The organism is Rhodobacter sp. 4.3.4, from assembly GCF_058724655.1.
Genome location: NZ_CM178967.1, coordinates 1,984,583 through 2,008,063 on the forward strand (window position 1 = coordinate 1,984,583; position 23,481 = coordinate 2,008,063).

Annotated in this window: 23 protein-coding genes; 18 read left to right on the forward strand and 5 right to left on the reverse strand. The window is 67.2% G+C overall.

What is annotated here, in order from left to right; all coding sequences use genetic code 11:
* Window positions 1–70 precede the first annotated feature (70 nt).
* The 7 genes from AC4PTB_RS09625 to AC4PTB_RS09655 all read left to right on the forward strand — a co-directional run bounded on the left by AC4PTB_RS09625 (window position 71) and on the right by AC4PTB_RS09655 (window position 6,841).
* Window positions 71–961, forward strand: a complete 891-nt coding sequence (locus AC4PTB_RS09625; RefSeq protein WP_492189755.1) for a ferredoxin--NADP reductase — start codon at window positions 71–73, stop codon at window positions 959–961.
* 107 nt (window positions 962–1,068) lie between these two features.
* Complete coding sequence (locus AC4PTB_RS09630) at window positions 1,069–2,274, forward strand: hypothetical protein (RefSeq protein ID WP_492189756.1); 1,206 nt, start codon at window positions 1,069–1,071, stop codon at window positions 2,272–2,274.
* 83 nt (window positions 2,275–2,357) lie between these two features.
* Window positions 2,358–2,810: a translation initiation factor IF-3 gene (infC, locus tag AC4PTB_RS09635; RefSeq protein ID WP_241772783.1), complete on the forward strand. Its 453-nt coding sequence runs from the start codon at window positions 2,358–2,360 to the stop codon at window positions 2,808–2,810.
* 156 nt (window positions 2,811–2,966) lie between these two features.
* Complete coding sequence (locus AC4PTB_RS09640; RefSeq protein ID WP_492189757.1) at window positions 2,967–3,566, forward strand: L,D-transpeptidase; 600 nt, start codon at window positions 2,967–2,969, stop codon at window positions 3,564–3,566.
* A 367-nt stretch (window positions 3,567–3,933) separates the two neighbouring features.
* Window positions 3,934–4,953, forward strand: a complete 1,020-nt coding sequence (locus tag AC4PTB_RS09645) for a hypothetical protein (RefSeq protein WP_492189758.1) — start codon at window positions 3,934–3,936, stop codon at window positions 4,951–4,953.
* Complete coding sequence (locus tag AC4PTB_RS09650; protein ID WP_492189759.1) at window positions 4,950–5,762, forward strand: hypothetical protein; 813 nt, start codon at window positions 4,950–4,952, stop codon at window positions 5,760–5,762. Before AC4PTB_RS09645 ends, AC4PTB_RS09650 begins: the two co-directional genes overlap by 4 nt.
* Window positions 5,759–6,841, forward strand: coding sequence for a GSCFA domain-containing protein (locus AC4PTB_RS09655; protein WP_492189760.1), 1,083 nt, complete (start codon window positions 5,759–5,761; stop codon window positions 6,839–6,841). Before AC4PTB_RS09650 ends, AC4PTB_RS09655 begins: the two co-directional genes overlap by 4 nt.
* Window positions 6,842–6,856: 15 nt before the next feature.
* Here AC4PTB_RS09655 and AC4PTB_RS09660 read toward each other — a convergent pair whose 3' ends face one another.
* The gene (locus AC4PTB_RS09660) at window positions 6,857–8,191 is read right to left on the reverse strand and encodes a glycosyltransferase family 61 protein (protein WP_492189761.1); all 1,335 of its coding nucleotides are present in this window, start codon (window positions 8,189–8,191) and stop codon (window positions 6,857–6,859) included.
* A gap of 14 nt (window positions 8,192–8,205) precedes the next feature.
* The gene (locus AC4PTB_RS09665; RefSeq protein WP_492189762.1) at window positions 8,206–8,976 is read right to left on the reverse strand and encodes a class I SAM-dependent methyltransferase; all 771 of its coding nucleotides are present in this window, start codon (window positions 8,974–8,976) and stop codon (window positions 8,206–8,208) included.
* A 234-nt stretch (window positions 8,977–9,210) separates the two neighbouring features.
* On the opposite strand from AC4PTB_RS09665, the gene AC4PTB_RS09670 reads away from it, so the two are divergent.
* The 3 genes from AC4PTB_RS09670 (at window position 9,211) to AC4PTB_RS09680 (ending at window position 13,790) form a co-directional block, all read left to right on the forward strand.
* Window positions 9,211–11,595, forward strand: coding sequence for a glycosyltransferase family 2 protein (locus tag AC4PTB_RS09670; RefSeq protein ID WP_492189763.1), 2,385 nt, complete (start codon window positions 9,211–9,213; stop codon window positions 11,593–11,595).
* Entirely contained in the window at window positions 11,595–12,644 is a 1,050-nt protein-coding gene (locus AC4PTB_RS09675) for a glycosyltransferase family 2 protein (RefSeq protein ID WP_492189764.1), read from the forward strand. Before AC4PTB_RS09670 ends, AC4PTB_RS09675 begins: the two co-directional genes overlap by 1 nt.
* Window positions 12,645–12,800: 156 nt before the next feature.
* Window positions 12,801–13,790: a phosphoadenosine phosphosulfate reductase gene (locus AC4PTB_RS09680; protein WP_492189765.1), complete on the forward strand. Its 990-nt coding sequence runs from the start codon at window positions 12,801–12,803 to the stop codon at window positions 13,788–13,790.
* A 21-nt stretch (window positions 13,791–13,811) separates the two neighbouring features.
* On the opposite strand, the gene AC4PTB_RS09685 is transcribed toward AC4PTB_RS09680, so the two are convergent.
* The 3 genes from AC4PTB_RS09685 to AC4PTB_RS09695 form a co-directional block, all read right to left on the reverse strand.
* Entirely contained in the window at window positions 13,812–14,141 is a 330-nt protein-coding gene (locus tag AC4PTB_RS09685) for an urease accessory protein UreE C-terminal domain-containing protein (protein WP_492189766.1), read from the reverse strand.
* Between the two features lie 107 nt (window positions 14,142–14,248).
* On the reverse strand, window positions 14,249–14,485 hold the full coding sequence (locus AC4PTB_RS09690) for a DUF1127 domain-containing protein (RefSeq protein ID WP_492189767.1): 237 nt from the start codon (window positions 14,483–14,485) through the stop codon (window positions 14,249–14,251).
* A gap of 135 nt (window positions 14,486–14,620) precedes the next feature.
* Window positions 14,621–14,935: a hypothetical protein gene (locus AC4PTB_RS09695; RefSeq protein WP_492189768.1), complete on the reverse strand. Its 315-nt coding sequence runs from the start codon at window positions 14,933–14,935 to the stop codon at window positions 14,621–14,623.
* Between the two features lie 151 nt (window positions 14,936–15,086).
* Between AC4PTB_RS09695 and pyrC the strand changes: the two genes are divergently transcribed.
* The 8 genes from pyrC to AC4PTB_RS09735 all read left to right on the forward strand — a co-directional run bounded on the left by pyrC (window position 15,087) and on the right by AC4PTB_RS09735 (window position 23,444).
* Window positions 15,087–16,127 (forward strand): dihydroorotase, encoded by a 1,041-nt coding sequence (pyrC, locus tag AC4PTB_RS09700; protein WP_492189769.1) that lies wholly within the window; start codon window positions 15,087–15,089, stop codon window positions 16,125–16,127.
* Window positions 16,128–16,231: 104 nt separating this feature from the next.
* The gene (locus AC4PTB_RS09705; protein ID WP_492189770.1) at window positions 16,232–16,912 is read left to right on the forward strand and encodes an orotate phosphoribosyltransferase; all 681 of its coding nucleotides are present in this window, start codon (window positions 16,232–16,234) and stop codon (window positions 16,910–16,912) included.
* Between the two features lie 240 nt (window positions 16,913–17,152).
* The gene (locus AC4PTB_RS09710; RefSeq protein ID WP_492189771.1) at window positions 17,153–18,634 is read left to right on the forward strand and encodes a replicative DNA helicase; all 1,482 of its coding nucleotides are present in this window, start codon (window positions 17,153–17,155) and stop codon (window positions 18,632–18,634) included.
* Window positions 18,635–18,836: 202 nt separating this feature from the next.
* Window positions 18,837–19,886, forward strand: a complete 1,050-nt coding sequence (gene alr / locus AC4PTB_RS09715) for an alanine racemase (RefSeq protein ID WP_492189772.1) — start codon at window positions 18,837–18,839, stop codon at window positions 19,884–19,886.
* Window positions 19,886–20,662, forward strand: coding sequence for an MlaE family ABC transporter permease (locus AC4PTB_RS09720; protein WP_492192620.1), 777 nt, complete (start codon window positions 19,886–19,888; stop codon window positions 20,660–20,662). Before alr ends, AC4PTB_RS09720 begins: the two co-directional genes overlap by 1 nt.
* Window positions 20,659–21,402, forward strand: a complete 744-nt coding sequence (locus AC4PTB_RS09725) for an ABC transporter ATP-binding protein (protein ID WP_492189773.1) — start codon at window positions 20,659–20,661, stop codon at window positions 21,400–21,402. The genes AC4PTB_RS09720 and AC4PTB_RS09725 overlap by 4 nt, the downstream gene beginning before the upstream one ends.
* Before the next feature lie 50 nt (window positions 21,403–21,452).
* On the forward strand, window positions 21,453–22,820 hold the full coding sequence (gene radA, locus AC4PTB_RS09730; RefSeq protein ID WP_492189774.1) for a DNA repair protein RadA: 1,368 nt from the start codon (window positions 21,453–21,455) through the stop codon (window positions 22,818–22,820).
* A 21-nt stretch (window positions 22,821–22,841) separates the two neighbouring features.
* Entirely contained in the window at window positions 22,842–23,444 is a 603-nt protein-coding gene (locus AC4PTB_RS09735; protein ID WP_492189775.1) for a CvpA family protein, read from the forward strand.
* Window positions 23,445–23,481 lie beyond the last annotated feature (37 nt).

The window sequence follows — 23,481 nt, forward strand, 5'->3', positions numbered from 1 at the left end:
CGCGAAAGGTCGCAGGCGGCATCTGCCCATAGTCATGGCAGGCCGCGGCCTTTTGTGGTAATTGCGGCGCATGTTTCCTGCCGCGCCTTCGCATGCGCCGGTGCGGCGCTTCTTCATCGCCCCTTCGGGCCTCAAAGACGAGACGACCGTGAACGAGACCACGCCGATTGCCCCCGCGAAAGTCCTGCCCGATGCGCAGACGGTGACCTCTGTCCGGCACTGGACCGACACGCTGTTTTCGTTCCGCGTCACGCGGCCGCAGACGCTGCGCTTCCGCTCGGGCGAATTCGTGATGATCGGGCTGCTGGATGACAACGGCAAGCCGATCATGCGCGCCTATTCGATCGCCTCGCCCGCCTGGGACGAAGAGCTCGAATTCTACTCGATCAAGGTGCCCGATGGCCCGCTGACCTCGCGTCTGCAGCACATCAAGGTCGGCGAGCAGATCATCTTGCGCCCGAAACCCGTCGGCACGCTGGTGATCGACGCGCTTCTGCCCGGCAAGCGGCTGTGGTTCCTCGCCACCGGCACCGGGATTGCGCCTTTCGCCTCGCTGATGCGCGAGCCCGAGGCCTATGAGAAATTCGACGAAGTCATCATGATGCACACCTGCCGCACGGTGGCCGAACTCGAATACGGCCGCCAGCTGGTCGAGGCGCTGCAAGATGACCCGCTGATCGGCGAGATGGTCGAGGGCAAGCTGAAATACTACCCGACCACCACGCGGGAAGAGTTCCACCACATGGGCCGGATCACCGACAACCTCGCCTCGGGCAAGGTGTTCGAGGATCTGGGGATCACGCCGATGAACCCGGAGACCGACCGGGCGATGGTCTGCGGCTCGCTGGCGTTCAACGTTGATGTGATGAAGGTTCTGGAAAGCTACGGCCTGCGCGAGGGCGCCAATTCCGAGCCGCGCGAATTCGTGGTGGAAAAGGCCTTCGTCGGCGACGGCATCTGAGCCGGCCGATCCGGTTTGAAACGGGCCGCCCTTCGGGGCGGCCTTTTTCTTTGGCGCGGTGGAGGACCAAAAGAAAACGCCGCCCCGGGGGGGGGCGGCGTTTGTCGATGTCAGGCGCGCGGCGCTTATTTCGCGGCAGCAGCAGCGGCGGCAGCTTCGGCAGCGGCAGCGGCGGCGACAGCAGCTTCGGCAGCGAGTTTAGCAGCCTCGGCAGCGGCAAGCGCGGCGGCAACCGGGTCAACCGGAGCGGCTTCAGCGGCCGGAGCGGCAGCTTCCGCGGCCGGAGCAGCTTCAACAGCCGGAGCAGCTTCCGCAGCCGGGGCAGCTTCAACAGCCGGAGCGGCTTCCGCAGCCGGAGCGGCTTCCGCAGCCGGGGCGGCTTCAACAGCCTGGGCAGCTTCCGCAGCCGGGGCGGCTTCAACAGCCGGGGCGGCTTCCGCAGCCGGAGCAGCTTCCGCAGCCGGGGCAGCTTCCGCAGCCGGGGCAGCTTCCGCAGCCGGAGCAGCTTCAACAGCCGGGGCGGCTTCCGCAACCGGGGCGGCTTCCGCAGCCGGGGCGGCTTCCGCAGCCGGGGCAGCTTCCGCAGCCGGGGCAGCTTCCGCAGCCGGGGCGGCTTCCGCAGCCGGGGCAGCTTCCGCAGCCGGGGCAGCTTCCGCAGCCGGAGCAGCTTCCGCAGCCGGAGCAGCTTCCGCAGCCGGAGCAGCTTCCGCAGCCGGGGCAGCTTCCGCAGCCGGGGCAGCTTCCGCAGCCGGGGCAGCTTCCGCAGCCGGGGCAGCTTCCGCAGCCGGGGCAGCTTCCGCAGCCGGGGCAGCTTCCGCAGCCGGGGCAGCTTCCGCAGCCGGGGCAGCTTCCGCAGCCGGGGCGGCTTCTTCAGCCGGAGCAGCAGCTTCCGCAGCCGGGGCAGCAGCTTCAGCCGCCGGAGCGGCAGCGGCGGCCGGGGTTGCCGGCACGCCCGGCGGCAGTTCATCGACAGGCACGGTGACCACGGTGCGACCCGGCGACATCAAGCCAAGGATCAGGGCCAGCAGGATCCCCCCGCCGATGATGCCCAGCGTCGCCTTGGCATTTTGCGGCAGGTCTTTCCAGTTCACTTCGGTCATTCTTCCCCCCTTTTCATGATGGGATTCTCATGGGAACGATCAACATTTTCAACTATCGCCTGCACTTGGGAATTAGGAAACGTGTCGCATTGCCGCCTTTTTCGAAGCACAAGCCGATTCCCGCCGAAGCGGCTGCGGAATCCGGTTGAAAGACCCGGCCCCTGCCCCTATTTTGCGCGCCAAACGTTCACCACAAAAGGACCAAAGCCATAGCCCGCAGACCGCACAATGCCCCGCCGCAACGCGAGACCGGCCCCCGGATCAACGAACGCATCCGCGCGCCTGAAATCCGCCTGATCGGGGCGGATGGGGAAAACGTCGGCGTGGTCACCCCCGCCCGTGCGATGCAGATGGCCGAGGAGGCCGGGCTCGACCTCGTGGAAATCTCGCCCACCGCCGTTCCCCCGGTGTGCAAGATCATGGACTTCGGCAAGTTCAAATACGAACAGCAGAAGAAAGAGGCCGAGGCCCGCAAGAAGCAGAAGGTCATCGAGATCAAGGAAATCAAGTTCCGTCCGGGCACCGACACGCATGACTACGAGGTCAAGATGCGCTCGGTGATGAAATTCCTGGAGGAAGGCGACAAGGTCAAGGTCACGCTGCGTTTCCGCGGCCGCGAGATGGCGCACCAGCAGCTTGGCATGGAGCTTTTGAACCGCGTCGTCGGCGATGTCGGCGATGCCGGCAAGGTCGAATCGATGCCGAAGCTTGAAGGCCGCCAGATGGTGATGATGATCGCGCCGAAATAAGCGCCGCGATCTTCCCCGCAAGCCAAGGCCCTCCCTGCGGAGGGCCTTTTGCTGTCTCCGCCTTCCGCTGTCACCAGCTCGTGACAGGAGTTGACTGGACCCTGCGGCGCAGACCCCGAATGATGCATGTGCAATGCGCCGTTTCAGGAGGTCCGGATGCCCCGTCTTACCCCCCGTCTTACCCGTCGTCTGCTGCTTGGCTCGGGCGCCGTGGCGCTGTTTGCGCCTTCGATGCTGCGGGCGAATACGCAAGACGTGCCGATGGCGGCCCAGCCCGCGATCATCGCGCCGCCGACGCGCGCCAATATCTCGGGCTTCCGCCAGATCGACTGGCGCGCGCATTTCGACCGGCTCGACCGGGTCACGCTGATCGCCGACACGGTCTCGAAGGCGTTGCATTACTGGGCGGTCGAGGGGGCGGATTATCGCGTCTATCCGACCTCGGTGCCCAAAAGCCCCGAACTGACCCGCACCGGCTATACCGAAATCGTGCGCAAGCGCGAAAACCCGGGCTGGACGCCGACCGCCTCGATGCTGGCCGCCGATCCCAGCCTGCGCCCGATGCCGCCCGGCCCCGACAATCCGCTGGGCACCCGCGCGCTTTATCTCGACTGGCCCGCCTATATCATCCACGGCACCCATGACACCCGCAAGATCGGCCGCAAAAGCTCTTCGGGCTGCATCGGGCTGTTCAACGCCCAGGTCGAAGAGCTTTATCCGCTCTGTCCGGTCGGCACGCAGGTCAAGGTGATCTAGGCCAAGGCCCGGGGGCCAGCCAAGGCGAAACGGCAGATGCGACCGGACCAAAATAAAGCGCTGCGGGAGGGAGGCCCGCAGCGCGTTATTTGGAACCCGACGAGGGAGAACGTCCGGGTCCTGGCTCAGGTTCCGCCGGCTTGCGCCGTTTCAGGGAGATCGGGAACCTGATGCGCCTCTTCTAGCGGCTTTGCGCGCCGCCCCACTTTGACATAGGTCAACCCGCCCTTGGGGCCTGGTGCGACATTTTGGCAGCACCCCTCGACGGCGGCGGCGGCAAAATTCCGGACCGCCCTCAAATGTCCATGATTGGCTTTCAAACTGCGGCCACGGCGCATAATCTGCACCGGAAGGAAGGCAGGACCGCATGAACGACGCAAAGACGACGACCGAGGCCGAAACCGCCCCGCCCGTGCCGCAAGGTCCGGTCCGGCTGAGCGTTCTGGGCGGCGATCCGGCCCTGTCGCAGGCGTTGCGTCGCGGCGGCGCGCTGGTGGCCGATGCCGAACCCGGGCCGAAACAGGCCTCGGCGGCGCTTCTGGCACAGTTTCACTACGGGCTTTCCTCGGCGCGGGCCGGGGCTTTGGGCGATGTGCGGCTGCTTGCGCAGCTGATCGCGGCGGCGCGGGGCGAGGCCGGGCCGGTGTTCTGGCCGCAGCCCGACGGCACGCTGGTCGATGCCGCCCGCCCCGGGGTCGATCCGGCGGGCCTGCCCGATCTGGCCAGCGCCACCGCCTACCGGCAGGCGCATCTGACGGCGCTGGCGCGACTGCTGGCCGAAACCGAAACACTGGTGCTGCCGCTTGCCGCCCCCGCGCTGCTGTGTGATCCGGCCAGCGGCCAGGTCTTTCCCCGCCCGCCCGCGGGCCTGCATGCCCCCGACTGGCCCGAGGCGCGGATGAGCGCCCGCGATCTGGACGCCGGGTTTGCCCGGCTGGCGGAGGGGCTGGAGGCGCTCAACCCGAGACTGCAGCTGTGCCTGATCGTGCTGCCCGCCCCTTCCGGCGCCCGCGCCGAGACCCGGGCCAGCCATGCGCTTTTGGCCGCCCGCGCCGCCGACTGGGCGCGGGACACCGCGCGCGTGCGGCATGATCCGGTGCTGGATGCGCTCGTTGGCCGGCTTCTGGCGCCGGGGGGCGCGGCGGCCGATCCCGACCCTCTGGCGGCGCTGGTCGTGCGGCTGTGCGGCGGCGCCGATCTGCGCGATCTGCTCGCACAGGGGGCCGCACCGCCCGCCGCCGCCGTCGAAGCCGCCACCGAAGGCAAACAGCGCACGAAAGACCCCGAGCGGCGGGCCCGGCGCAAGGCCCGGGCCGAGGCCAAGGGCAAGGGCAAGGCCGCGAAGGTGATGTGCGAGGATGAATTGCTGGAGGCATTCTCGAAATGACGCTGCGGCTGTGCGTGATCGGCAATTCCCATATCGGGGCGCTGAAACTGGGCTGGGACCGGCTGATCGAGGAGGCCGTGCCCGGCTGGGACGCGATCGAGCCGGTGTTTTTCGGCGCCCCCGCGGACGGGATGCGCCATGTGGCCCTGCAGGGCACGGCGCTGGTGCCGACGCGGCCGAAGATCACGGGCCATTTCCGCACGCTGTCGGGCGGCTATGACCGGATCGAACTGTCCCGCTTCGACGCCTTCCTTCTGGTGGGGCTGAACATGTCGTCAAAGCGGATCTTGCGGTTTTACAAGACCCATGCCTGGGTCGGGCTTGCCGGCACCGCGGGCAAGACGCTTTTGCATCCGGCCTTTGCCACGGCGTTTCTGACCGAGCGTTACAGCGCGACGCAGCTGGTCGATCATGCCCGGACGATTGCCCGGGCGACGGACAAGCCGGTGCTGGCGCTGGCCGAGCCGCATTGGGCCGACTGGGCCCGGCAACCGCCCGAGGGCGTCACGAATTACGGCTGGGACGCGGCGATCCTTGCGGGCGACGGCCCGGCGATTGGCGCGATGTTCGAAACCGCAGCGGCCGCGGCGCTGGCGCCGCATGCGCGCTTCATCGCCCAGCCCGCGGCGACCGTGGCCGATGGCGTCACCACCCGCGGCGCCTATAACAAAGAGGCTTCGCGGCTGATTTCCGGCGAAGGCGGCGGCACCGACGCCTCGCATATGAACGCCGATTTCGGCTTTGCAGTCTGGGCGGCGGTCCGGCCTGCCCTGGCCGGGATCTGCCCCCAGGAAGGAGTGCCCGCATGACACGCTCGCCCTATCAAGGCATCGACGCCCGCGCCTTCTGGCGCACCGGCCTGGCCGAGGCCGCCTATCCGCCGCCCGATCTGTACCGGCCGCGCTGGGGGCTGACGAAGACCGACCGGATCGTCACCGCGGGCTCCTGCTTTGCCCAGCATGTCGGCCGGGCCTTGCGCAAAAACGGCTTCACCGTGCTCGATGCCGAGCCGCGCCCCGCGGGCATCGCCCCCGAAGACGGGCCAAGCCACGGCTATGACATGTATTCCGCCCGCTATGGCAATATCTACACCACCCGCCAGCTGCGCCAGCTGCTCGAGGAGGCCTGGGGCAAGGCCCCCGATTTCGACGCGATCTGGGAAAAGGACGGCCGGTTTTACGACGCGCTGCGCCCGAATATCGAACCGGGCGGGTTTGCAAGCGCCGCAGCGGTCAAGGCCGCCCGCGCGCAGCATCTTGAAAAAGTGCGCGAAGTTTTCACGCAGGCTGATGTCTTCATCTTCACCCTGGGTCTGACCGAGGCCTGGGTTCACAAGCCCTCGGGTCAGGTCTATGCCACCGCGCCCGGCACGATCGCGGGCAGTTTCGACCCGGAAATCCATGCCTTTGCGAATTTCCGCGTCTCCGAGGTCAAGGCCGATCTGGAAGCGGCGCTGGCACGGCTGAAGGCGCTCAACCCGGCGCTGCGGGTGCTTTTGACCGTCTCGCCGGTGCCGCTGACCGCCACCGCCTCGCAGGCGCATGTGCTGCCCGCGACGGTGCTGTCGAAATCGGTGCTGCGCGCGGTGGCGGGCGAGCTGCAGGCCGATGACGCGGCGGTGGATTATTTCCCGTCTTATGAACTGGTGACCTCGGTCAAGGCCGGGGCGGGCTGGTTCGAGCCGAACCTGCGCTCGGTGCGCGAGGCGGCGGTGGCGCGGGTGATGGCGGTCTTCACCCGGGCGCATCTGGGCGCGGCGGCTGTCCCCCTTGATCCCGAAGACGCGCCCGCCGAGGCAACCGCCGAAGACCGCGCCGCGCGCCGCGCCGAACGGCAGGAGCGCAAGGCCGCCCGCGAAGCCCGCCGCGCGGCACGCGGGGCCAAATAAGCCGCCGCGGCGGGTTCAGCCCTCGGGCCGGGCCGCCGCGCGCCTTTCGCGCCGCTCGGTCCTTTCGGCCCGCCGCGCCATCCGTGCCGCGCGCCGCTCTTCGCCCTTGAGCTTGCCTTCCTTGCCCGGTTCAGCCCCGGGCCCATCCTTGGGCCCGTCCTTGGGCCGATCCTTGCGCCGCCGCAGCACCGCCCCGGCCTCGGGCACGTCGCGGCGCGCGCCACGCGCCAGCGGCTCGAAATGCAGCTTGCCGCTCAGGGCATCCTCGAAGACATGCACCGCGGCATGGATCTCGGCCTCGGTCATCGCCGGGATTTCGGCGCCTTCGGGCAGGAACCCGCCCGCGACCAGCGCCCGGCCAAGCGCGGGCAGATCGAGCTGGCCCACCGAATGCCGGTCCGCCCGCTTGCGGTCCGAGCGCACCCAATCCTGCTCGATCACGTCGATCACCAGCGGCGCCCGCCCGGTGAAGGCGGTCAGATGGGTGACGATGCTGTCCGACACGTCCGACACCCGGCGCCGGATCATCGCCACCTGCTGATCGCGACGGCCCACCATCGCCACCATATGCAGCGCCGAGCCATCCAGCGCCACCACCTGCCGGGCCGCCTTGTAATGGGCGATCTGCGATTCAAGACTGTGTTTTTGCGGATGGAAAATCTCGTAGCCCGCCGCCGAAAGCGCCGCCTCGATCCGGTCCTCGCCCAGCACGCCGCCGCGCGCAGCCCCCAGGGTGGAACGGGAAATGTAAAGCTTTTCCGAACCTTGCGGGGCGATATTGCGGGCGAAACGGGTCGCGAAAAAGGCCCGGAACGGCGCGGTTCCGGCGGCGATCGGGCCCAGACCGAAACCCTGTCCGGGCACTTCCAGCCGCTCGACCCGGGTCGGCTGCGCCAGAATGCGGATCGGCACATCGATGCCGAGCAGGTCGAAGAACAGCCGCTGGAACGGTTGCAGCTTCAGCGCGCCCGCCTCTTCGATCGTCTCGCGCTTGACGGTAAACAGGATGCCATCGACCGGCCCCTCGACCGCGTCGAGCGCCCAAAGCCGCGGCGTGCTTTCGACCAGAAAATGGCCGAAGTGATTGAGCAGCACCCCGCCCCAGATCCAGCGCCCGGGCAGATCGGCCACCGGCTCGGGGCGGATCTCGGGCTCAACCATCAGACGACGACCCCGCCAGAGCACCCCCTCGTGGACATAGCCGCCAGCGGCGTCGAAAATGCCCATCGGCTGCACCATGTCGGGCACGCTTGGCGGCACGACCAGCGCGCCGGGCACAGGGCGCAGGCGCGTCGACCAGCCCCCCTGCGGCTGCGGGGCGCGGGCGGGATCGTCTTCGCGTGCCGACATCGGCGCCTCCGGGGTTATTTCGTGACCTTGGTCGGCCTGCGGATCGTCGCGGGGGCCTGACGGATCTTCGCGAAGATCGGGTAATCGGCGGCGGCGAAGGCATCGGCATCGACGCTTTCGAAACAGTCGTAGAAGCGGCCCACGCCATAGGGCAGCAGATCGACCGTGGTCCATTCCGCCACGATCGCCTCGTAATTGTCGCGCAGCACGGTGTTTGCCGGGTCGAGGTTCGAGACCAGGACCAGCCCCGTCGGGCGGCAGTTCAGCACCGTCAACTCAAGATCGGGGCGGTATTTGCGCAGGATCGGAATGAGTTTCCACACGTCGCCCGTCCAGGGCCCCTTGGGCAGGTTCTTCAGATCGCGCGTCAGCATGCGCTGGTTGAAAGGCAGGCAGTCATGCAGCGCGATCACCCCGTTAGGGTCCGACACCGCCTCGGTGTTCATGAAATCGCGCAGCAGATATTCAAACAGATGCATCCCATCAAGGAAGGACAGCGACAGCTTGATCCCCATGCGATCGAGCATCCCCGAGGCGAAGAAATCGTCGCTCGTCTGCTGGAAGATCAGCAGCTGCGGCTTGGCACCGATGATGTTCGTTTCCGCCTTGAAGAAGGGATCGACGGCGATCGTCTTGCCCATCACCGGGGCAAAGCTGCGCCCGGCGCGGCAGCCGATTTCCATGTACCAGTCAAACACCATCCGGCTGTGCAGCTCGTCCAGAAACAGGCTGTATTTCTGTCCGGGGTTGCGGCGCAACCCCACCTTGCCGTCTTGCTCGTCCATCTGCACACCCTTTCCTGGTCGGGGCATTCTATCCGCAATCACCGGCTTGGCAAGGATAGGACCCCGCGCCCAGTCATCACGGGCTTTGGCCGATTTCGCAGCGGATTTCGGGCAATTTCCGGGCAGCGGCTCCGGTCCCCCCGTCGCCACGGGCGCCGCAATCGGCAGGGAAGATCAGCGCGCGTTTGAAAGCGGGCCGGGGCCCTGTTAGAACGTCTCAAAACCGGGGGCAGCATGAACGGATCGACGGTCGTCGCGCGGCAATTGCAGGGGAAGAGCTTCGGGGCCGGGCCTGCGGGGCTGCGGCTGCTGGATGCCGTGATCTGGCCCGAGAGCCGCAACGGCCGCCCCGGCCGCACCCTGCGGCTGTTCTTCGCCAATCCCGCCTTTGCCGGGCAGATCGCCCCCGATCCGCCCGCGGGCGGTTTCGAGGTGATCGACCGGCGCGAGGTGGCGGGGGGCGTGATGGTGCATGGCCGCGCCGCGCCCGAGGGGCCGCTGCGGCTTGGCCTTTGCCCCGGGGCGATCCGCCCGGTGACGCCCGAGGGCGAGGCCCCCGCCCCCGGCCCGGCGCCGCAAGGCCCGGTGGCGGCTTTCGATATCTCCCCCGCGCCCGCCGAGACCGATCTTTTCGCGGGTAAATTCTGTCTTTTCGCGCAACGGCTTGAGGAAAGCGCACAGGGCATCGTTGATTGGCTGGTCTGGCATCACGACCAGCACGGGGCCGAAGCCGCGCTGATCCTGGACCGCTCGCCCCCTGACAGCGACGCGCTGCACGGCCCGGCTTTGGCCGCGGCGGTGGCCGATCTGCTGGCGGCGCGCGATATCGCGATGACGGTTGTCGTGCTGTCCTCGGATGTGCCGCTTGGCAAACCCGATCACGGGCCGGAAAACCACCCGTTTCACGCCCCCGACGCGCCCGGCAAGGACCGGATGGAGGTGCCGCCGAACGATCCCTGGCGGGCGCCGCTGGGTCAGGGGATCGTGTTCGAGCTGGTGAAATGGCGCTTTCTGGCCCGCGCCCGCGTGGTGTTGCAGCTTGACGTGACCGACATCCTGCAGCCGCGCGCCGCGGGCGGGCCCTCGGCTTTCGAGACCTGTCTGGAGGCCCCCTCGGGCATGGTGACGCTGGTGGGGCGGCGGGTCTATCCCTGGCGGGTGCGGGCGGGGGCCGAGGCGCGGTTTTCCGATCACCTGTGCCGGCAATTCGACGCGACGCGCGGCATTGCCCGCTGGGGTGTGGCGCCGGGCAAGGTCGGGCTTGATGCGACCTGGCGGCTGCTGCGCATCGCCTATACGAAACCCGATCCGGCCAGCCTGATCCCGTTCTGGCGCGCGATGGGGCTGCGGGTGCCGGGGCGGGCGGCCTCCGAACTGGCACCGAAGACCTCGTTGATCGAAGACCCGGAACTCTTTCGGGTTTCGACCGAAATCTGGGGGGCGAAACCGATCCGCCCGCCGGTCTCGAAACCGCGCCCCGCGCCGCTGCGCGCGACCGAGGCGGGCCGCACCTGCATCGTCACCACGATGAAGAACGAGGGGCCCTTCATCCTCGAATGGATCGCCTATCACCGCGCCATCGGCGTCGATGATTTCCTGATCTATACCAATGACTGCACCGATGGCACCGACACGATGCTGGACATGTTGCAAAGGAAGGGGATCTGCCAGCACCGCGACAACCCGTTTCGCAGCATGGACATGCCGCCCCAGCATGCGGCGCTGGAAAGCGCGGAAAAGGAGCCGCTGATCCAAAATTGCGGCTGGGCGATCTGCATGGATGTCGATGAATTCATCAATGTGAAGATCGGCGACGGCACGCTTCGCGCTTTGTATGAGGCGATGGGCACGGCGAACATGATCGCGCTGACCTGGCGGCTTTTCGGCAACTCGGATGTGCACGACTATCAGGACCGCTTCCTGCTGGAGCAATTCACCACCTGCGCCCCCGAGATCGTGCGCAAGCCGCATCAGGCCTGGGGCTTCAAGACGCTGTTTCGCAACATCGACATCTACAAGAAGCTGGGCGTGCACCGGCCCAAGGGGCTGTTGCCCGATCTGTGGGATCAGGTGCAGTGGCTCAATGGGTCGGGCAAGCCGATGCCGCGCGAAATGTATCGCAACGGCTGGCGCTCGACCGCGACAAGCTACGGCTATGACTGGGTGCAGCTCAACCATTACGCCGTGCGCTCGGCCGAGAGCTTTCTGGTCAAGCGCGACCGCGGAAGGGTGAACCATGTCGACCGCGATCAGGGGCTGAACTACTGGTTTCGGATGAATCACAACGCGGTCGAGGAGCGCTCGGTCCAGCGGATGATCCCGCGGGCGCGGGCGGAATTCGAGCGGTTGCTGGCGGACCCGGAAATCCGCGCCGCACATGAGTTTTCGGTGGCGGCGCATCGGGCGAAGATCGCAGAGCTGCGCGCGACCGAGGCTTATGCGAATTTCTACGCCGAGCTTTGTTCGGACCGCTTCGAAAAGCTCTCGCGGCTGCTGCATGTCTTCGGCTCGGCGGTGTTCAATGCCGGTCCGGGGGTGATCCCGGAGGATCTGCACCTGCGCGACCTGCCGGCTGATTTCTTCTTCACCGTGGACCACGAGGGCGAGGCGAACCACTGATGCGGGCGCTGGCCATTCTGACGGTGAAGAACGAGGCGGCCTTCCTGCTGGAATGGCTGGCCCATCACCGCGCCGTGGGGTTCACCGATTTCCTTGTCTTTTCCAACGATTGCAGCGACGGCACCGATGCGCTTCTGGACCGGCTGCAGGCCTTGGGCGCGCTGACCCATGTCCGCAACCCCGGCCCCTGGCGCGAGGGGCCGCAATGGGCGGCGCTGAAGCTGGCGGAGAAGCATCCGCTGCTGCGCGCCGCCGATTGGGTTCTGGTCCTCGACATCGACGAATTCGTCAACATCCATGCGGGCGACGGCACGCTGGCGACGCTGACCGCGACCCTGCCCGAGGCGACGGCGATCGCGCTGACCTGGCGGCTGTTCGGCAATGCGGGGGTGGTCGATTTCACCGATGCGCCGGTGACGGCGCAATTCCTGCGCGCCGCGCCTGCGGGGATGACCTGGCCCTGGCGGGCCAGCCTGATCAAGACGCTGTTTCGCAACGATGGCGCCTATCGCAAACTGGGCGTGCATCGCCCCCGCGCCCCCGATCCGGCGCGGATCGCGCAGACGCGCTGGGTCGATGGCAGCGGCCGCGCCCTGCCCGACAGCTACCGCAGCGGGCGGCTGTTCACGCCCCTGGGCCAGGACCCCTGGCAGCTGGTGCAGCTCAACCATTACGCGCTGGGATCGATGCAGGGCTATGTGCTCAAATGCGACCGCGGCCGGGCCAATCGGGACGCCTCGGCCTTCGATCTGAGCTATTGGGTCGAGCGCAATTTCTGTGGCGTCGAGGACCGCACGATTGCCCGCTATGCCGATGCGACCGCCGCCGGGATGGCGGGGCTGCGCACAGATGCCGAGATCGACCGGCTGCACCGCGCAGGCGTGGCCTGGCGGCACAAGCGCTTTGCCGCGCTGATGGCCGAGGAGCCGTTCCGGGCGCTCTTCGGGCGGCTGATGCTGACCCCGCCCTCGCAGCCGCTGCCGCCGCCGCTTGCGGCACGGATGCGGGCGCTCGGACTGGCCGCCGAAGCGCGTCCGCCCAAGGTGTAACCGGCACGGAAACACTGCCCCGCCTTTGGGCGGATTGACGCCCACCCCTTGACAATCAACAGGAATTTATCGCCGCGCGCGCATTTCCGACAGGCGGCGGGAATGATAGATTAACCCTGTTCAGGCAGTCTTCCGCACAGAAGCAGGAGAGCGGCGATGGACGGGGGAAAGTTGGAAACCAGCACGATGCGCGATCTGAACGACAGCGACTGGCTGCGCCACATAGAGGATCTGGGCGAGCTTGAGGGCTATTGGGAGCCGCTGGGCGCCAGCCATTCGGTGCTTTTTGCCGACCGCGGCCCGGTGCTTCTGGTCAGTTTCGAGATCCGCGCCGCGATCCGCGCCCGCTCTGACGATCAGCTGCCGCTCGGCTTCACCCTTGCCGGGGCGGGCGGCCATTCCAGCCTGACGCTGATTGCCCATGACGAGAGCTGGTTTCGCGATCCCGCCGTCTATGCCTATATCGACCGCCTCGTGGACGAGGCGTTTTTCGAGGATTTCGACCGCGTGGTGTTTTACGGCGCGGGCAGTTGCGGCTATGCGGCGGCGGCCTTCTCGGTCGCGGCGCCGGGGGCGACGGTGATCACGCTGGCGCCGCAGGCGACGCTCGAGGCGCGGCTGACCGCCTGGGATGACCGGTTCCGGCGGCGGCGGCGGCAGAATTTCACCGACCGTTACGGCTTTGCCCCCGACATGCTCGATGGCGCCGGGGCGGTGCATGTGATCTACGACCCGCTGATCAGCCCCGATGCGATGCATGCCGCGCTGATGGCGCGGCCGCATGTGACGCTTCTGCCCTGCCGCAATCTGGGCAGCACGCCCGAAAGCGCGCTGGCCGAGATCGACGCGCTCGAACCGATGCTGGCGCAGGCCTGCGCGGGCACCTTCACCGCCGCGGTGTTCTGGCGGCTCTGGCGCGGGCGGCGCGAGGCAATGCGCTATCTGCGTCGGCTGGCGGGCTATCTGGACAGCGCGGGCCGCCCCGGGCTGGAGGCGATGCTGTGCCGCAACGTGGTGCGGCGGCTGGGCTGGCCAAGGTTCCGCAACCGGCTGATGGTGCTTGAAGATCAGCTGCAGACACCCGGCCCCGCGCGGCCCGGAGAGGCTTCGGCGGAACCGGTCACGGGCGACAGCACCGTCGGCTGAGCGCAAGGCCCGCGCGGCGGATCAGACCGGCGCCGCCACGGTCTCGCCATCTTCCTCGGCGCTCTCGTCGTCATGCGGCCGGAAGACATGGGTGGTGACCTGACGGCGCAGGATGCCCCGCGAAACCTGATCCAGAATCAGCTCTTCGGGGGCGAACAGCGGCGCCGGGGTGAAGACCTCGGACACGGTGGCGATTTCAAGACCCAGCGCCCGCAGCGCCTGTATCAGCGCCTCGTCGGCGCGCACCAGCAGCCGTTCCGCCTCGATCTGGCAGGGCGCCCGGAACTGTCCCACGCAAAGCGCCGCCAGGACCAGATCACCGCGCACTTCGGTCAGGGTTTCTTGCGACATCGCCCGCTCCTTGCGCAACCTTCGACTGGCCGAGTATCGGCCGCGCAGGCGTCCGGCGCAAGAGGATGGGCCGCCGCAGGGCCAGGCCCGCGGCGGCCGCCGATGTTTCAGAACAAGGAGCGGCCGCGGAACACGTGCGGCACGATCTCGTCACGGGTGATCTGATGCAGCGCCAGTTCGGCATCCGACATCGCCCGCAGCCGGGTCACCTCGCGCAGACGCGCGCCGGTTTCCAGCACCTCGACCAGCCCCTCGCCCAAGGCCGAAGGAAGCCGCGACAATCGCGCCACCATGCCCTTGTTCGGTGTCTTGGCAGGCGCTTCGGACAGTTCGACATAACTCATGGAAACCTCCTGACAGGGTGCAGAATGTTTCCTCCCTGCGCGGGATATAGGCAGCGGACGGGGAGCCGACAAGGACCTGCGCCGAAACCCCGCCCTGCATTTTCTGCAATGCAGCGTCAACAATCCGTGAGCGGATCAGCAGCGATAGGCCTTGGCGGTGAGCAGATAGACCGGCTCGCCCGGCATCACCGGATCGAAGACGACGGTATTGGCGCCGTCGCTTTTCGCCATGTCAAGGACCTTGTTGCGGGCATAGCGTTCCGCCTCGCGCCCGACGAGGGGGCCGTAAAGCCCGGGTTCATTGGTGATCGTGCTGGTCAGGCGGCATTGCGCCACCTCGGCCGCAGTGGCGATGCGCACCTCGGGCACGCCGCGAAAGCCCGGATCGTTGCAGCCCGCAAGGGCGGTGGCGGCGGCAAGGCCCGCCAAGGCGATGAACCGTGTCGTCATGTCTCTCTCCATCCTCCCCCGAGGCCCGCGCAAGGTGACGCATGCGGCAGCCGTCGTCCAGAGCCCCAAGGTCACATCAGCGCGAAGCCGCCTGCGCGGCGGGACAAAGCTGGCACTGGAAATGCCGCGGCCTTGGGTGTAACCGGGGCGCATGACCCGCATCACCCTTCCCCGCCCCGACGACTGGCACCTGCATCTGCGCGACGGCGCGATGCTTTCGGGTGTCCTGCCCGAAACCACGCGCCATTTCGCCCGCGCCATCGTGATGCCCAATCTGGTGCCTCCGGTGGTGACCGGCGCCGAGGCCGCGGCCTACCGCGACCGCATCCTGGCCGCGCGCCCCGCTGGCGCGGCCTTCGAACCGCTGATGACGCTTTATCTGACCGAGACCACCGATCCCGCCGATGTCGCGGCGGCGGCGGCCTCGGGTTTGGTGAAGGCGGTGAAGCTTTACCCGGCAGGCGCGACGACGAATTCGCATTCGGGCGTGCGCGATTTCGACAAGGTCCGGGGCGTGCTGGAAAAAATGGCCGAGATCGGCCTGCCCCTTTGCGTGCATGGCGAGGTCGTCGATCCCGCCGTCGACATCTTCGACCGCGAGGCGGTGTTCATCGAGACCGTGCTCGATCCGATCCGCCGCGCGACGCCCGGGCTGCGGGTGGTGATGGAACATATCACCACGAAAGACGGCGTCGATTATGCCCGGTCGCAAGGCGACGATCTGGCGGCGACGATCACCACCCATCACCTGATCCTCAACCGCAACCATATCCTCGTCGGCGGGATCAAGCCGCATTACTACTGCCTGCCGGTGGCGAAACGCGAACACCATCGCCTGGCGCTGCGCGCGGCGGCGACGAGCGGCGAGGCGCGGTTCTTCCTGGGCACCGATTCCGCGCCGCATGTCGATCCGCTGAAGGAATGCGCCTGCGGCTGCGCGGGCTGCTTCACCGCGACGAACACCATGCAACTGCTCGCCCATGTCTTCGAGGAAGAGGGCAAGCTGGTGAAGCTTGCCGCCTTCGCCTCGGAAAACGGGCCGCGCTTTTACCGCCTGCCGGTCAATACCGCGACGCTGACGCTGGAAAAAACCGCCACGCCCGCGACCTGGCCCGCCAAGATCGAGACCGGCGCCGGTCCCGTCACCGTCTTCGACCCGGGCTTCCCGGTCTTCTGGCACGCAATCGACTGATCCTTTTTCTTGGCCAAAATACGCCCTTTTCCACCCGCGCCACAGGCACCACGGTCGAAAAGAGGCGTATTTGCACCAAGAAAAAACAGCATGAGGACACCCACATGATCCCCTCCTCCTATCCCGCCAAGGAAGAAATCGCGCGTCTGACCGCGCGGATGCTTCTGGAAATCAAGGCGGTGCATTTCAACGCCGAGACGCCCTTCACGCTCGCCTCGGGCCTGCCTTCGCCGACCTATATCGACTGCCGCAAGCTGATCAGCTATCCGCGCATCCGCTCGACCCTGATGGATTTCCTCGCCGTCACCGTGCTGCGCGACGCGGGTTTCGAGGCCTTTGACAATATCGCGGGCGGCGAGACCGCGGGGATCCCTTTCGCCGCAATGGTGGCCGAGCGTCTTGCGCTGCCGATGACCTATGTGCGCAAAAAGCCCAAGGGCTACGGCCGCAATGCCCGCATCGAAGGCGCGATGACCGAAGGCCAGCGCGTGCTGCTGGTCGAGGATCTGACCACCGATGGCGGCTCGAAGCTGAGCTTCGTCGATGCGATCCGCGAGACCGGCGCGACCTGCGCCCATACGGCGGTGATCTTCTATTACGGCATTTTCCCGGAAACCGTGCCCAATCTGGCCGCGCATGGGGTGCAGCTGCACCACCTCTGCACCTGGTGGGACGTTCTGGCCGAGGCCCGCGCGCAGGGCGCCTTTGACGCGGCGACGCTCGACGAGGTCGAAGCCTTCCTGAGCGCGCCGCGCGCCTGGCAGGACGCCCACAGAAAGGGCTGAGATTTCCGGGGAGAAACCCGGGGACAGGCCTGTGGATGAAATGGGGAAAACCCTGGGCGACTCGCCCGCCCGGGGAAATGCGCTCAATATCTTGTGGCGTTTGGTGGAAATTCCCCCAGAAATACGCTAAACTGCAGCGCGGTTGCGCTTTTGTCCACAGGGTTATCCGACCCTGCGGAGGATTTCCGTTTTCTCCGCCCGCCGCTAGAAGAGCCCGGGGGATGGGATCATGAGGCAGAAATGAACACGCTTGCACCGATCAAGTCCGAGATGCCGGAAGAAGAGGCGCTGCCGCATAATATCGAGGCGGAACAACAGCTTCTGGGGCTGATCCTGACGAACAACGATGTCATGGACCGGATCGCCTCGGTGGTGCGGGCGGAGCATTTCTTTGAACCCGTGCACCGCACCATTTTCGAAGTGGCGGCGGCGCGGATCCAGAAGAACGCGCTGGCCTCGCCGGTGACGCTCAAGGCCTATCTGGAGGACGACGAGGGGCTCAAGGCGCTTGGCGGCGCCACTTATCTTGCGCGTCTTGCCGGGGCGGCGATCTCGTCTTACGCGGCGCGCGACTATGCGCAGATGATCCATGATCTGGCGCTGCGGCGCGAGCTGATCCGGCTCGGCAAGGATCTCTCGGCCTCGGCACAGAAGGTCGAGGTCGGGCTGGAACCCGAAGACCTGATCGTGAAGACCGAGGGGGCGCTTTACAAGCTGGCGGAATCGGGCACGGCCGACAAGGGATTTGTGAGCTTTCTCAAGGCGGTGACGGAAGCCGTGCAATCAGCGAACGCCGCCTATCAGCGCGAAGGGGGGCTCGCGGGCGTCTCGACCGGGCTGCGCGATCTCGACCGGAAACTGGGCGGGCTGCACCCGTCCGACCTTCTGATCCTGGCCGGGCGCCCCTCGATGGGGAAGACCTCGCTGGCCACCAACATCGCCTTCAACATCGCCAAGGCCTACAAGCGCGGCATGCGCCATGACGGCACCGAAGGCGCGGTCGAGGGCGGCGTCGTCGGCTTCTTCTCGCTCGAGATGAGCGCCGAGCAGCTCGCCGCGCGGGTGCTGTCCGAGGCCTCCGAAGTGCCCTCGGAACAGATCCGCCGCGGCGACATGACCGAGGCCGAATTCCGCCGCTTCGTCGAAGCCGCGAAGGCGCTGGAAACCTGCCCGCTTTACATCGACGACACCCCCGCCCTGCCGATCTCGCAGGTGGCGGCGCGCTGTCGGCGGCTCAAGCGCACGCATGGGCTGGATGTGGTGATCGTCGACTATCTGCAGCTTCTGCGCGGCTCGGGGCGGACCGACAACCGGGTGCAGGAAATCGGCGAAATCTCGATGGGGCTGAAGGCGATCGCGAAAGAGCTGAACATTCCGGTGATGGCGCTGTCGCAGCTGAGCCGGACGGTGGAAAGCCGCGAGGACAAGCGGCCGCAGCTGAGCGACCTGCGCGAATCGGGCTCGATCGAACAGGATGCCGACGTGGTGATGTTCGTCTATCGCGACGAATATTACCACGAGCGTCTGAAGCCGCCGGAAGACGATCCGAAATTCGCCGAATGGATGCAAAAGGCCGAGCGCGTGCATGGCAAGGCCGAGGTGATCCTGGGCAAGCAGCGCCACGGGCCGATCGGCACCGTCGAAGTGGCGTTTGAAAGCCGCTTCACCCGGTTTTCGGACCTCGCCCGGCCTTGGCAGGGCGACGGTTCGGACGGGTTCTGAGGCAAAGCCGGGGGCTTCGCGCCCCCGGACCCCCGCGGGATATTTGTGGCAAGGTGAAAGCCAATCCGGGGTGTTCTTCATCTTGCTCGAAATATCCCGGGGGGCTCAGGGGGGCAGAGCCCCCCTGCCACATCTGCCGCCGGCGCGCGCGCTCACGGATGTTTGCGCTTGACCTTCGGCCCCTCAGGCTCAAGAAAACCGCATGACCACAGCATCGCTCCGCATCGATCTTGACGCCGTGCTTGCCAATTGGCGGGCGCTTGACGCAATGACTTCTGCCGCCACCGAGACCGGGGCGGTGGTCAAGGCCGACAGCTACGGCCTTGGCGCTGCCCGGGTGGCACAGGTTCTGGCCCGGGCGGGGGCGCGCAAATTCTTTGTCGCCGCCGCCGAGGAAGGCGCCGCCGTCCGCCAGGCCCTTGGCGAAGGCCCGGAGATCTTCGTCTTTTCCGGCCATATGGCGGGCGACACCGAGATGATCGGCGATCTGGGCCTGACGCCGATGCTGAATTCGGTAGACCAGGTGAAACGTCATCGCGACGCCCTGCCCGGCGCGGCTTTCGGCGTGCAGCTGGATACCGGGATGAACCGGCTTGGCCTTGAACCCGCCGATTGGGCCGCTGTTTCGGCCGAGCTGATCGCCGCCGGGCCGAAGCTGGTGATGAGCCATCTGGCCTGTTCGGACGAGCCCGACCATCCGATGAACGCGATGCAGCTGAGAAACTTCCGCGCCATGACCGACGGAACGGGGCTGAAACGCGCGCTTTCGGCGACGGGCGGCATCCTGCTTGGCCCCGGCTATCATTTCGACGTCACCCGGCCAGGCATCGGCCTTTACGGCGGGCAGCCGTTCACCGCGGCGCGTCCGGTGGTGCGGCTCTCGCTGCCGGTGGTGCAGATCCGCAAGGTCGCGCCGGGCGAGACCGTGGGCTATGCGAACAGCTGGACGGCGGCGCGGGAAAGCCGCATCGCCACCGTCGCCGCGGGCTATGCCGACGGGCTCTCGCGCCGGTTTTCGGGCAAGGCGACGCTCTGGGCGGGCGACACCCCCTGCCCGCTCGTCGGCCGGGTTTCGATGGATTTGATCACCGTCGATGTCACCGATCTGCCCGAGGTGCCGCAAAGCCTTGATATCCTTGGGCCGCATCAGGGCGTCGATGCCCTGGCCGAGGTCGCGGGCACGATCGGCTATGAGATTCTGACCGCGCTGGGGCAACGCTATCAGCGCGCCTATGTCGGGGGGCTGGCGTGATCACGACCGCTCTGGCCGCGCTTGGCCGCACCGTTCTTGCGGCGCTTGCGGGGGCGGGCCGGGTCAGCCTGTTCACCGGCGCGGTGCTCAGCCACATGCTGCGCCCGCCGTTTTACGGCCGCGAATTGCTGCAGGCGCTGGTGCAGATCGGCTGGCTGTCCTTGCCGGTCGTCGGCATGACCGCGCTGTTCACCGGGGCGGCGCTGGCACTGCAAATCTATGCGGGGGGGGCGCGGTTTTCGGCCGAAAGCGTCGTGCCCTCGATCGTCGCGATCGGGATGGTGCGCGAGCTGGGTCCGGTGCTGGGGGGCCTGATGGTCGCGGCGCGCGTGGCCAGTTCGATTGCCGCCGAGATCGGCACGATGAAAGTGACCGAGCAGATCGACGCGCTCGTGACGCTGTCGACCGACCCTTTGAAATACCTGGCTGTTCCGCGGGTTCTGGCGGCGACGCTCTCGGTGCCGCTGCTGGTTGCCGTGGGCGATGTGATCGGTGTCATGGGCGGCTGGCTGATCGGCACCGAACGGCTTGGCTTCAACTCGGCCACCTATATCCGCAACACCTGGGAATATCTGGAACTTTGGGATGTCGGCTCGGGTCTGGTCAAGGGCGCGGCCTTCGGCTTCCTGGTCGCGCTGATGGGCTGCTATTACGGGATGAATTCGGGCCGCGGCGCGCAGGGCGTGGGCCGGGCGACGAAATCTGCGGTCGTCGCGGCCTCGGTCGCGATCCTTGCCTCCAACTACCTGCTGACCGAGGTGTTCTTCTCCAAATGATCGAGATCGAAACCCTCGCGAAATCCTTCGGCTCGAAACAGGTGCTGCGCGGCGTGTCCTTGCGCGTCGAGCGCGGCGAAAGCCTTGTCGTCATCGGCGGCTCGGGCACCGGGAAATCGGTGCTTTTGAAATGCATCCTTGGCCTCGTGACGCCTGACGCGGGCACGATCCGGGTCAACGGCGCCCCGGTGGCGCAGGGGCGCGAAGAGTTCCTGTCGCGGTTTGGCATGCTGTTTCAGGGCGCGGCGCTGTTTGACAGCCTGAGCGTCTGGCAAAACGTCGCCTTCCGGCTGCTGCGCGGCCCGCACAAGCGCCCGAAAGCCGAGGCCCGCGCCGTGGCGGTGGAGAAACTCGCCCGCGTCGGCCTTGGCCCCGAGGTGGCGGACCTGTTCCCGGCCGAACTCTCGGGCGGCATGCAAAAGCGGGTGGGCCTGGCCCGCGCGATTGCCACCGACCCCACGGTGATCTTCTTCGACGAGCCGACCACCGGGCTTGATCCGATCATGTCCGGGGTGATCAACGATCTGATCAATTCGGTCGTGCGCGAGATGGGCGCGACCGCGATCACCATCACCCATGACATGTCCTCGGTCCGGGCCATCGCCGACCGGGTGGCGATGCTGCATGACGGGCAGATCCGCTGGCATGGCACGATCGCGGAAATGGACACGACATCTGACCCTTATGTGACGCAGTTCATAAACGGCCGGGCCGAGGGGCCGATCGCCGCGATCCGCTGAGGCGTGCAGGCGGCGCTTGCCGCCCGCGCGGGGCTCTGCCACAAGGGCGCATGGCCAAGGCATCCGCAAACTTCACCTGCACCGACTGTGGTGCCGTCCATCGCAAATGGTCGGGGCGCTGCGACGCCTGCGGCGCGTGGAATTCGATCGTCGAGGAGGCGCCGCTCTCGACCGGCCCCGCGGGCAAAAGCCTGGGCGGCGCCAAGGGGCGGCGCATCGATCTGACCACGCTCGCCCATGAAGAGGCGCCGCCGCCGCGGACCCTGTGCGGGCTGGCGGAGTTTGACCGGGTGCTGGGGGGCGGGCTTGTTCCCGCCTCGGCGATCCTGGTGGGGGGCGATCCGGGCATCGGGAAATCGACGCTGCTCTTGCAAGCTGTCGCGGCCTTTGCCCGCAAGGGCTTGAAATGCCTTTATATCTCGGGCGAGGAGGCCTCGGCGCAGGTGCGGATGCGGGCCTTGCGGCTGGGTCTGGCCGATGCGCCCGTCAGCCTTGGCGCCGAGACCAACCTGCGCGATATCCTGACCACGCTCGAGGCGGAACGCCCCGATCTCGTCGTGATCGACTCGATCCAGACGATGTGGGCCGACATGGTCGAGGCCGCGCCCGGTTCGGTCAGCCAGGTCCGCGCCGCCGCCCATGAGCTGGTGAGCTTCGCGAAATCGCGCGGCGTTTCGGTGATCCTGGTCGGCCATGTCACCAAGGAGGGCCAGATCGCCGGGCCGCGCGTCGTCGAGCACATGGTCGATACCGTGCTTTATTTCGAGGGCGAGCGCGGCCATCAGTTCCGCATCCTGCGCGCGGTGAAGAACCGCTTCGGCCCGGCCTCGGAAATCGGCGTTTTCGAGATGACCGGCGGGGGCCTCGCCGAGGTCGCCAACCCCTCGGCCCTGTTTCTTTCCGAGCGCGGCCAGCCCGCCCCCGGCTCGGCGGTCTTTGCGGGCATTGAGGGCACGCGGCCGGTGCTCACGGAAATTCAGGCGCTTGTCGCCCCCTCCTCGCTGGCATCGCCCCGCCGCACCGTGGTCGGGCTCGATTCGGGGCGGGTCTCGACCATTCTGGCCGTGCTGGAAAGCCGCTGCGGCATTCCCTTTGCCGGGCTCGATGTGTTCCTCAATGTCGCGGGCGGGCTGAAGGTGCTGGAACCCGCCGCCGATCTCGCCTTGGCGGCGGCGCTGCTCTCGGCGCGCGAGGATGTGGCGCTTCCGGCCGATCTGGTGATTTTCGGGGAAATCTCGCTTTCGGCGGCGCTGCGCCCGGTGGGACAGGCGGAAAACAGGTTGAAAGAGGCGGAGAAACTTGGTTTCTCACAGGCGATCCTGCCGGTGGGCACCAAGCTTGAGGGCGGGGCGGGGATGGCGCTGCGCAAGCTGCCCGACCTCGTGACATTCGTTGGGGACATGTTCGGCGCGGGCTAGCGTCACAGGGGGTTTGGAACCATGGAAGGGTTCACCATCGTCGACGCCATCGTGGCGATCACCATCATCCTGTCGGCGATCCTCGCCTACAGCCGCGGCTTCGTGCGCGAGGGGCTGGCCATCATGGGCTGGATCGGCGCCGCGGTGCTGGCCTATACTTTCGCCGATGCCGCCAAGCCCCTGATCGCGCAACTTCCGGTCTTGAACAAATTCCTGGCCGACAGCTGCGAGCTGGCGACGATCGCCGGTTTTGCCGCGGTTTTCGCGCTCTCGCTCGTGCTCTTCTCGATCCTGACGCCGCTTTTTGCAACGCTGGTGCAACGCTCGGTTCTGGGCGGGCTCGATCAGGGCCTGGGCTTTCTCTTCGGCGTCGCGCGCGGGGTGATCCTGGTGGCGGTGGCCTTTGTCGTCTATGACAAACTTGTCACGGCGCAGGCGATGCCGGTCGTCGACAATTCGCGCTCGGCCAAGGTGTTTTCGAAGCTGAGCGGACAGATGGACGACACCATGCCCGATGATGCGCCGGGCTGGATCGTCGCGCGCTACGAAACCCTGGTGGCGAAATGCACCCCCGCGGCCGAGCCGGTTCTGCCCGGTGGCGTGACGCCCCCCGCCAGCAACTGAGCCATGAGCCGCGCAAAATCGTGACAGCTTTGTAAGG

Bases quoted from the DNA above. Each gene is read 5' to 3' on its own strand.
- AC4PTB_RS09685 (WP_492189766.1), bottom strand. From the start codon at position 14,141: ATGTCGCAAGAAACCCTGACCGAAGTGCGCGGTGATCTGGTCCTGGCG.
- AC4PTB_RS09625 (WP_492189755.1), top strand. From the start codon at position 71: ATGTTTCCTGCCGCGCCTTCGCATGCGCCGGTGCGGCGCTTCTTCATC.
- pyrC (WP_492189769.1), top strand. From the start codon at position 15,087: ATGACCCGCATCACCCTTCCCCGCCCCGACGACTGGCACCTGCATCTG.
- AC4PTB_RS09695 (WP_492189768.1), bottom strand. From the start codon at position 14,935: ATGACGACACGGTTCATCGCCTTGGCGGGCCTTGCCGCCGCCACCGCC.
- AC4PTB_RS09675 (WP_492189764.1), top strand. From the start codon at position 11,595: ATGCGGGCGCTGGCCATTCTGACGGTGAAGAACGAGGCGGCCTTCCTG.
- AC4PTB_RS09660 (WP_492189761.1), bottom strand. From the start codon at position 8,191: ATGTCGGCACGCGAAGACGATCCCGCCCGCGCCCCGCAGCCGCAGGGG.
- AC4PTB_RS09710 (WP_492189771.1), top strand. From the start codon at position 17,153: ATGAACACGCTTGCACCGATCAAGTCCGAGATGCCGGAAGAAGAGGCG.
- AC4PTB_RS09630 (WP_492189756.1), top strand. From the start codon at position 1,069: ATGTCAGGCGCGCGGCGCTTATTTCGCGGCAGCAGCAGCGGCGGCAGC.
- AC4PTB_RS09670 (WP_492189763.1), top strand. From the start codon at position 9,211: ATGAACGGATCGACGGTCGTCGCGCGGCAATTGCAGGGGAAGAGCTTC.
- AC4PTB_RS09645 (WP_492189758.1), top strand. From the start codon at position 3,934: ATGAACGACGCAAAGACGACGACCGAGGCCGAAACCGCCCCGCCCGTG.
- alr (WP_492189772.1), top strand. From the start codon at position 18,837: ATGACCACAGCATCGCTCCGCATCGATCTTGACGCCGTGCTTGCCAAT.
- AC4PTB_RS09655 (WP_492189760.1), top strand. From the start codon at position 5,759: ATGACACGCTCGCCCTATCAAGGCATCGACGCCCGCGCCTTCTGGCGC.
- AC4PTB_RS09650 (WP_492189759.1), top strand. From the start codon at position 4,950: ATGACGCTGCGGCTGTGCGTGATCGGCAATTCCCATATCGGGGCGCTG.
- AC4PTB_RS09690 (WP_492189767.1), bottom strand. From the start codon at position 14,485: ATGAGTTATGTCGAACTGTCCGAAGCGCCTGCCAAGACACCGAACAAG.
- AC4PTB_RS09640 (WP_492189757.1), top strand. From the start codon at position 2,967: ATGCCCCGTCTTACCCCCCGTCTTACCCGTCGTCTGCTGCTTGGCTCG.
- radA (WP_492189774.1), top strand. From the start codon at position 21,453: ATGGCCAAGGCATCCGCAAACTTCACCTGCACCGACTGTGGTGCCGTC.
- AC4PTB_RS09725 (WP_492189773.1), top strand. From the start codon at position 20,659: ATGATCGAGATCGAAACCCTCGCGAAATCCTTCGGCTCGAAACAGGTG.
- AC4PTB_RS09665 (WP_492189762.1), bottom strand. From the start codon at position 8,976: ATGGACGAGCAAGACGGCAAGGTGGGGTTGCGCCGCAACCCCGGACAG.
- AC4PTB_RS09705 (WP_492189770.1), top strand. From the start codon at position 16,232: ATGATCCCCTCCTCCTATCCCGCCAAGGAAGAAATCGCGCGTCTGACC.
- AC4PTB_RS09735 (WP_492189775.1), top strand. From the start codon at position 22,842: ATGGAAGGGTTCACCATCGTCGACGCCATCGTGGCGATCACCATCATC.
- AC4PTB_RS09680 (WP_492189765.1), top strand. From the start codon at position 12,801: ATGGACGGGGGAAAGTTGGAAACCAGCACGATGCGCGATCTGAACGAC.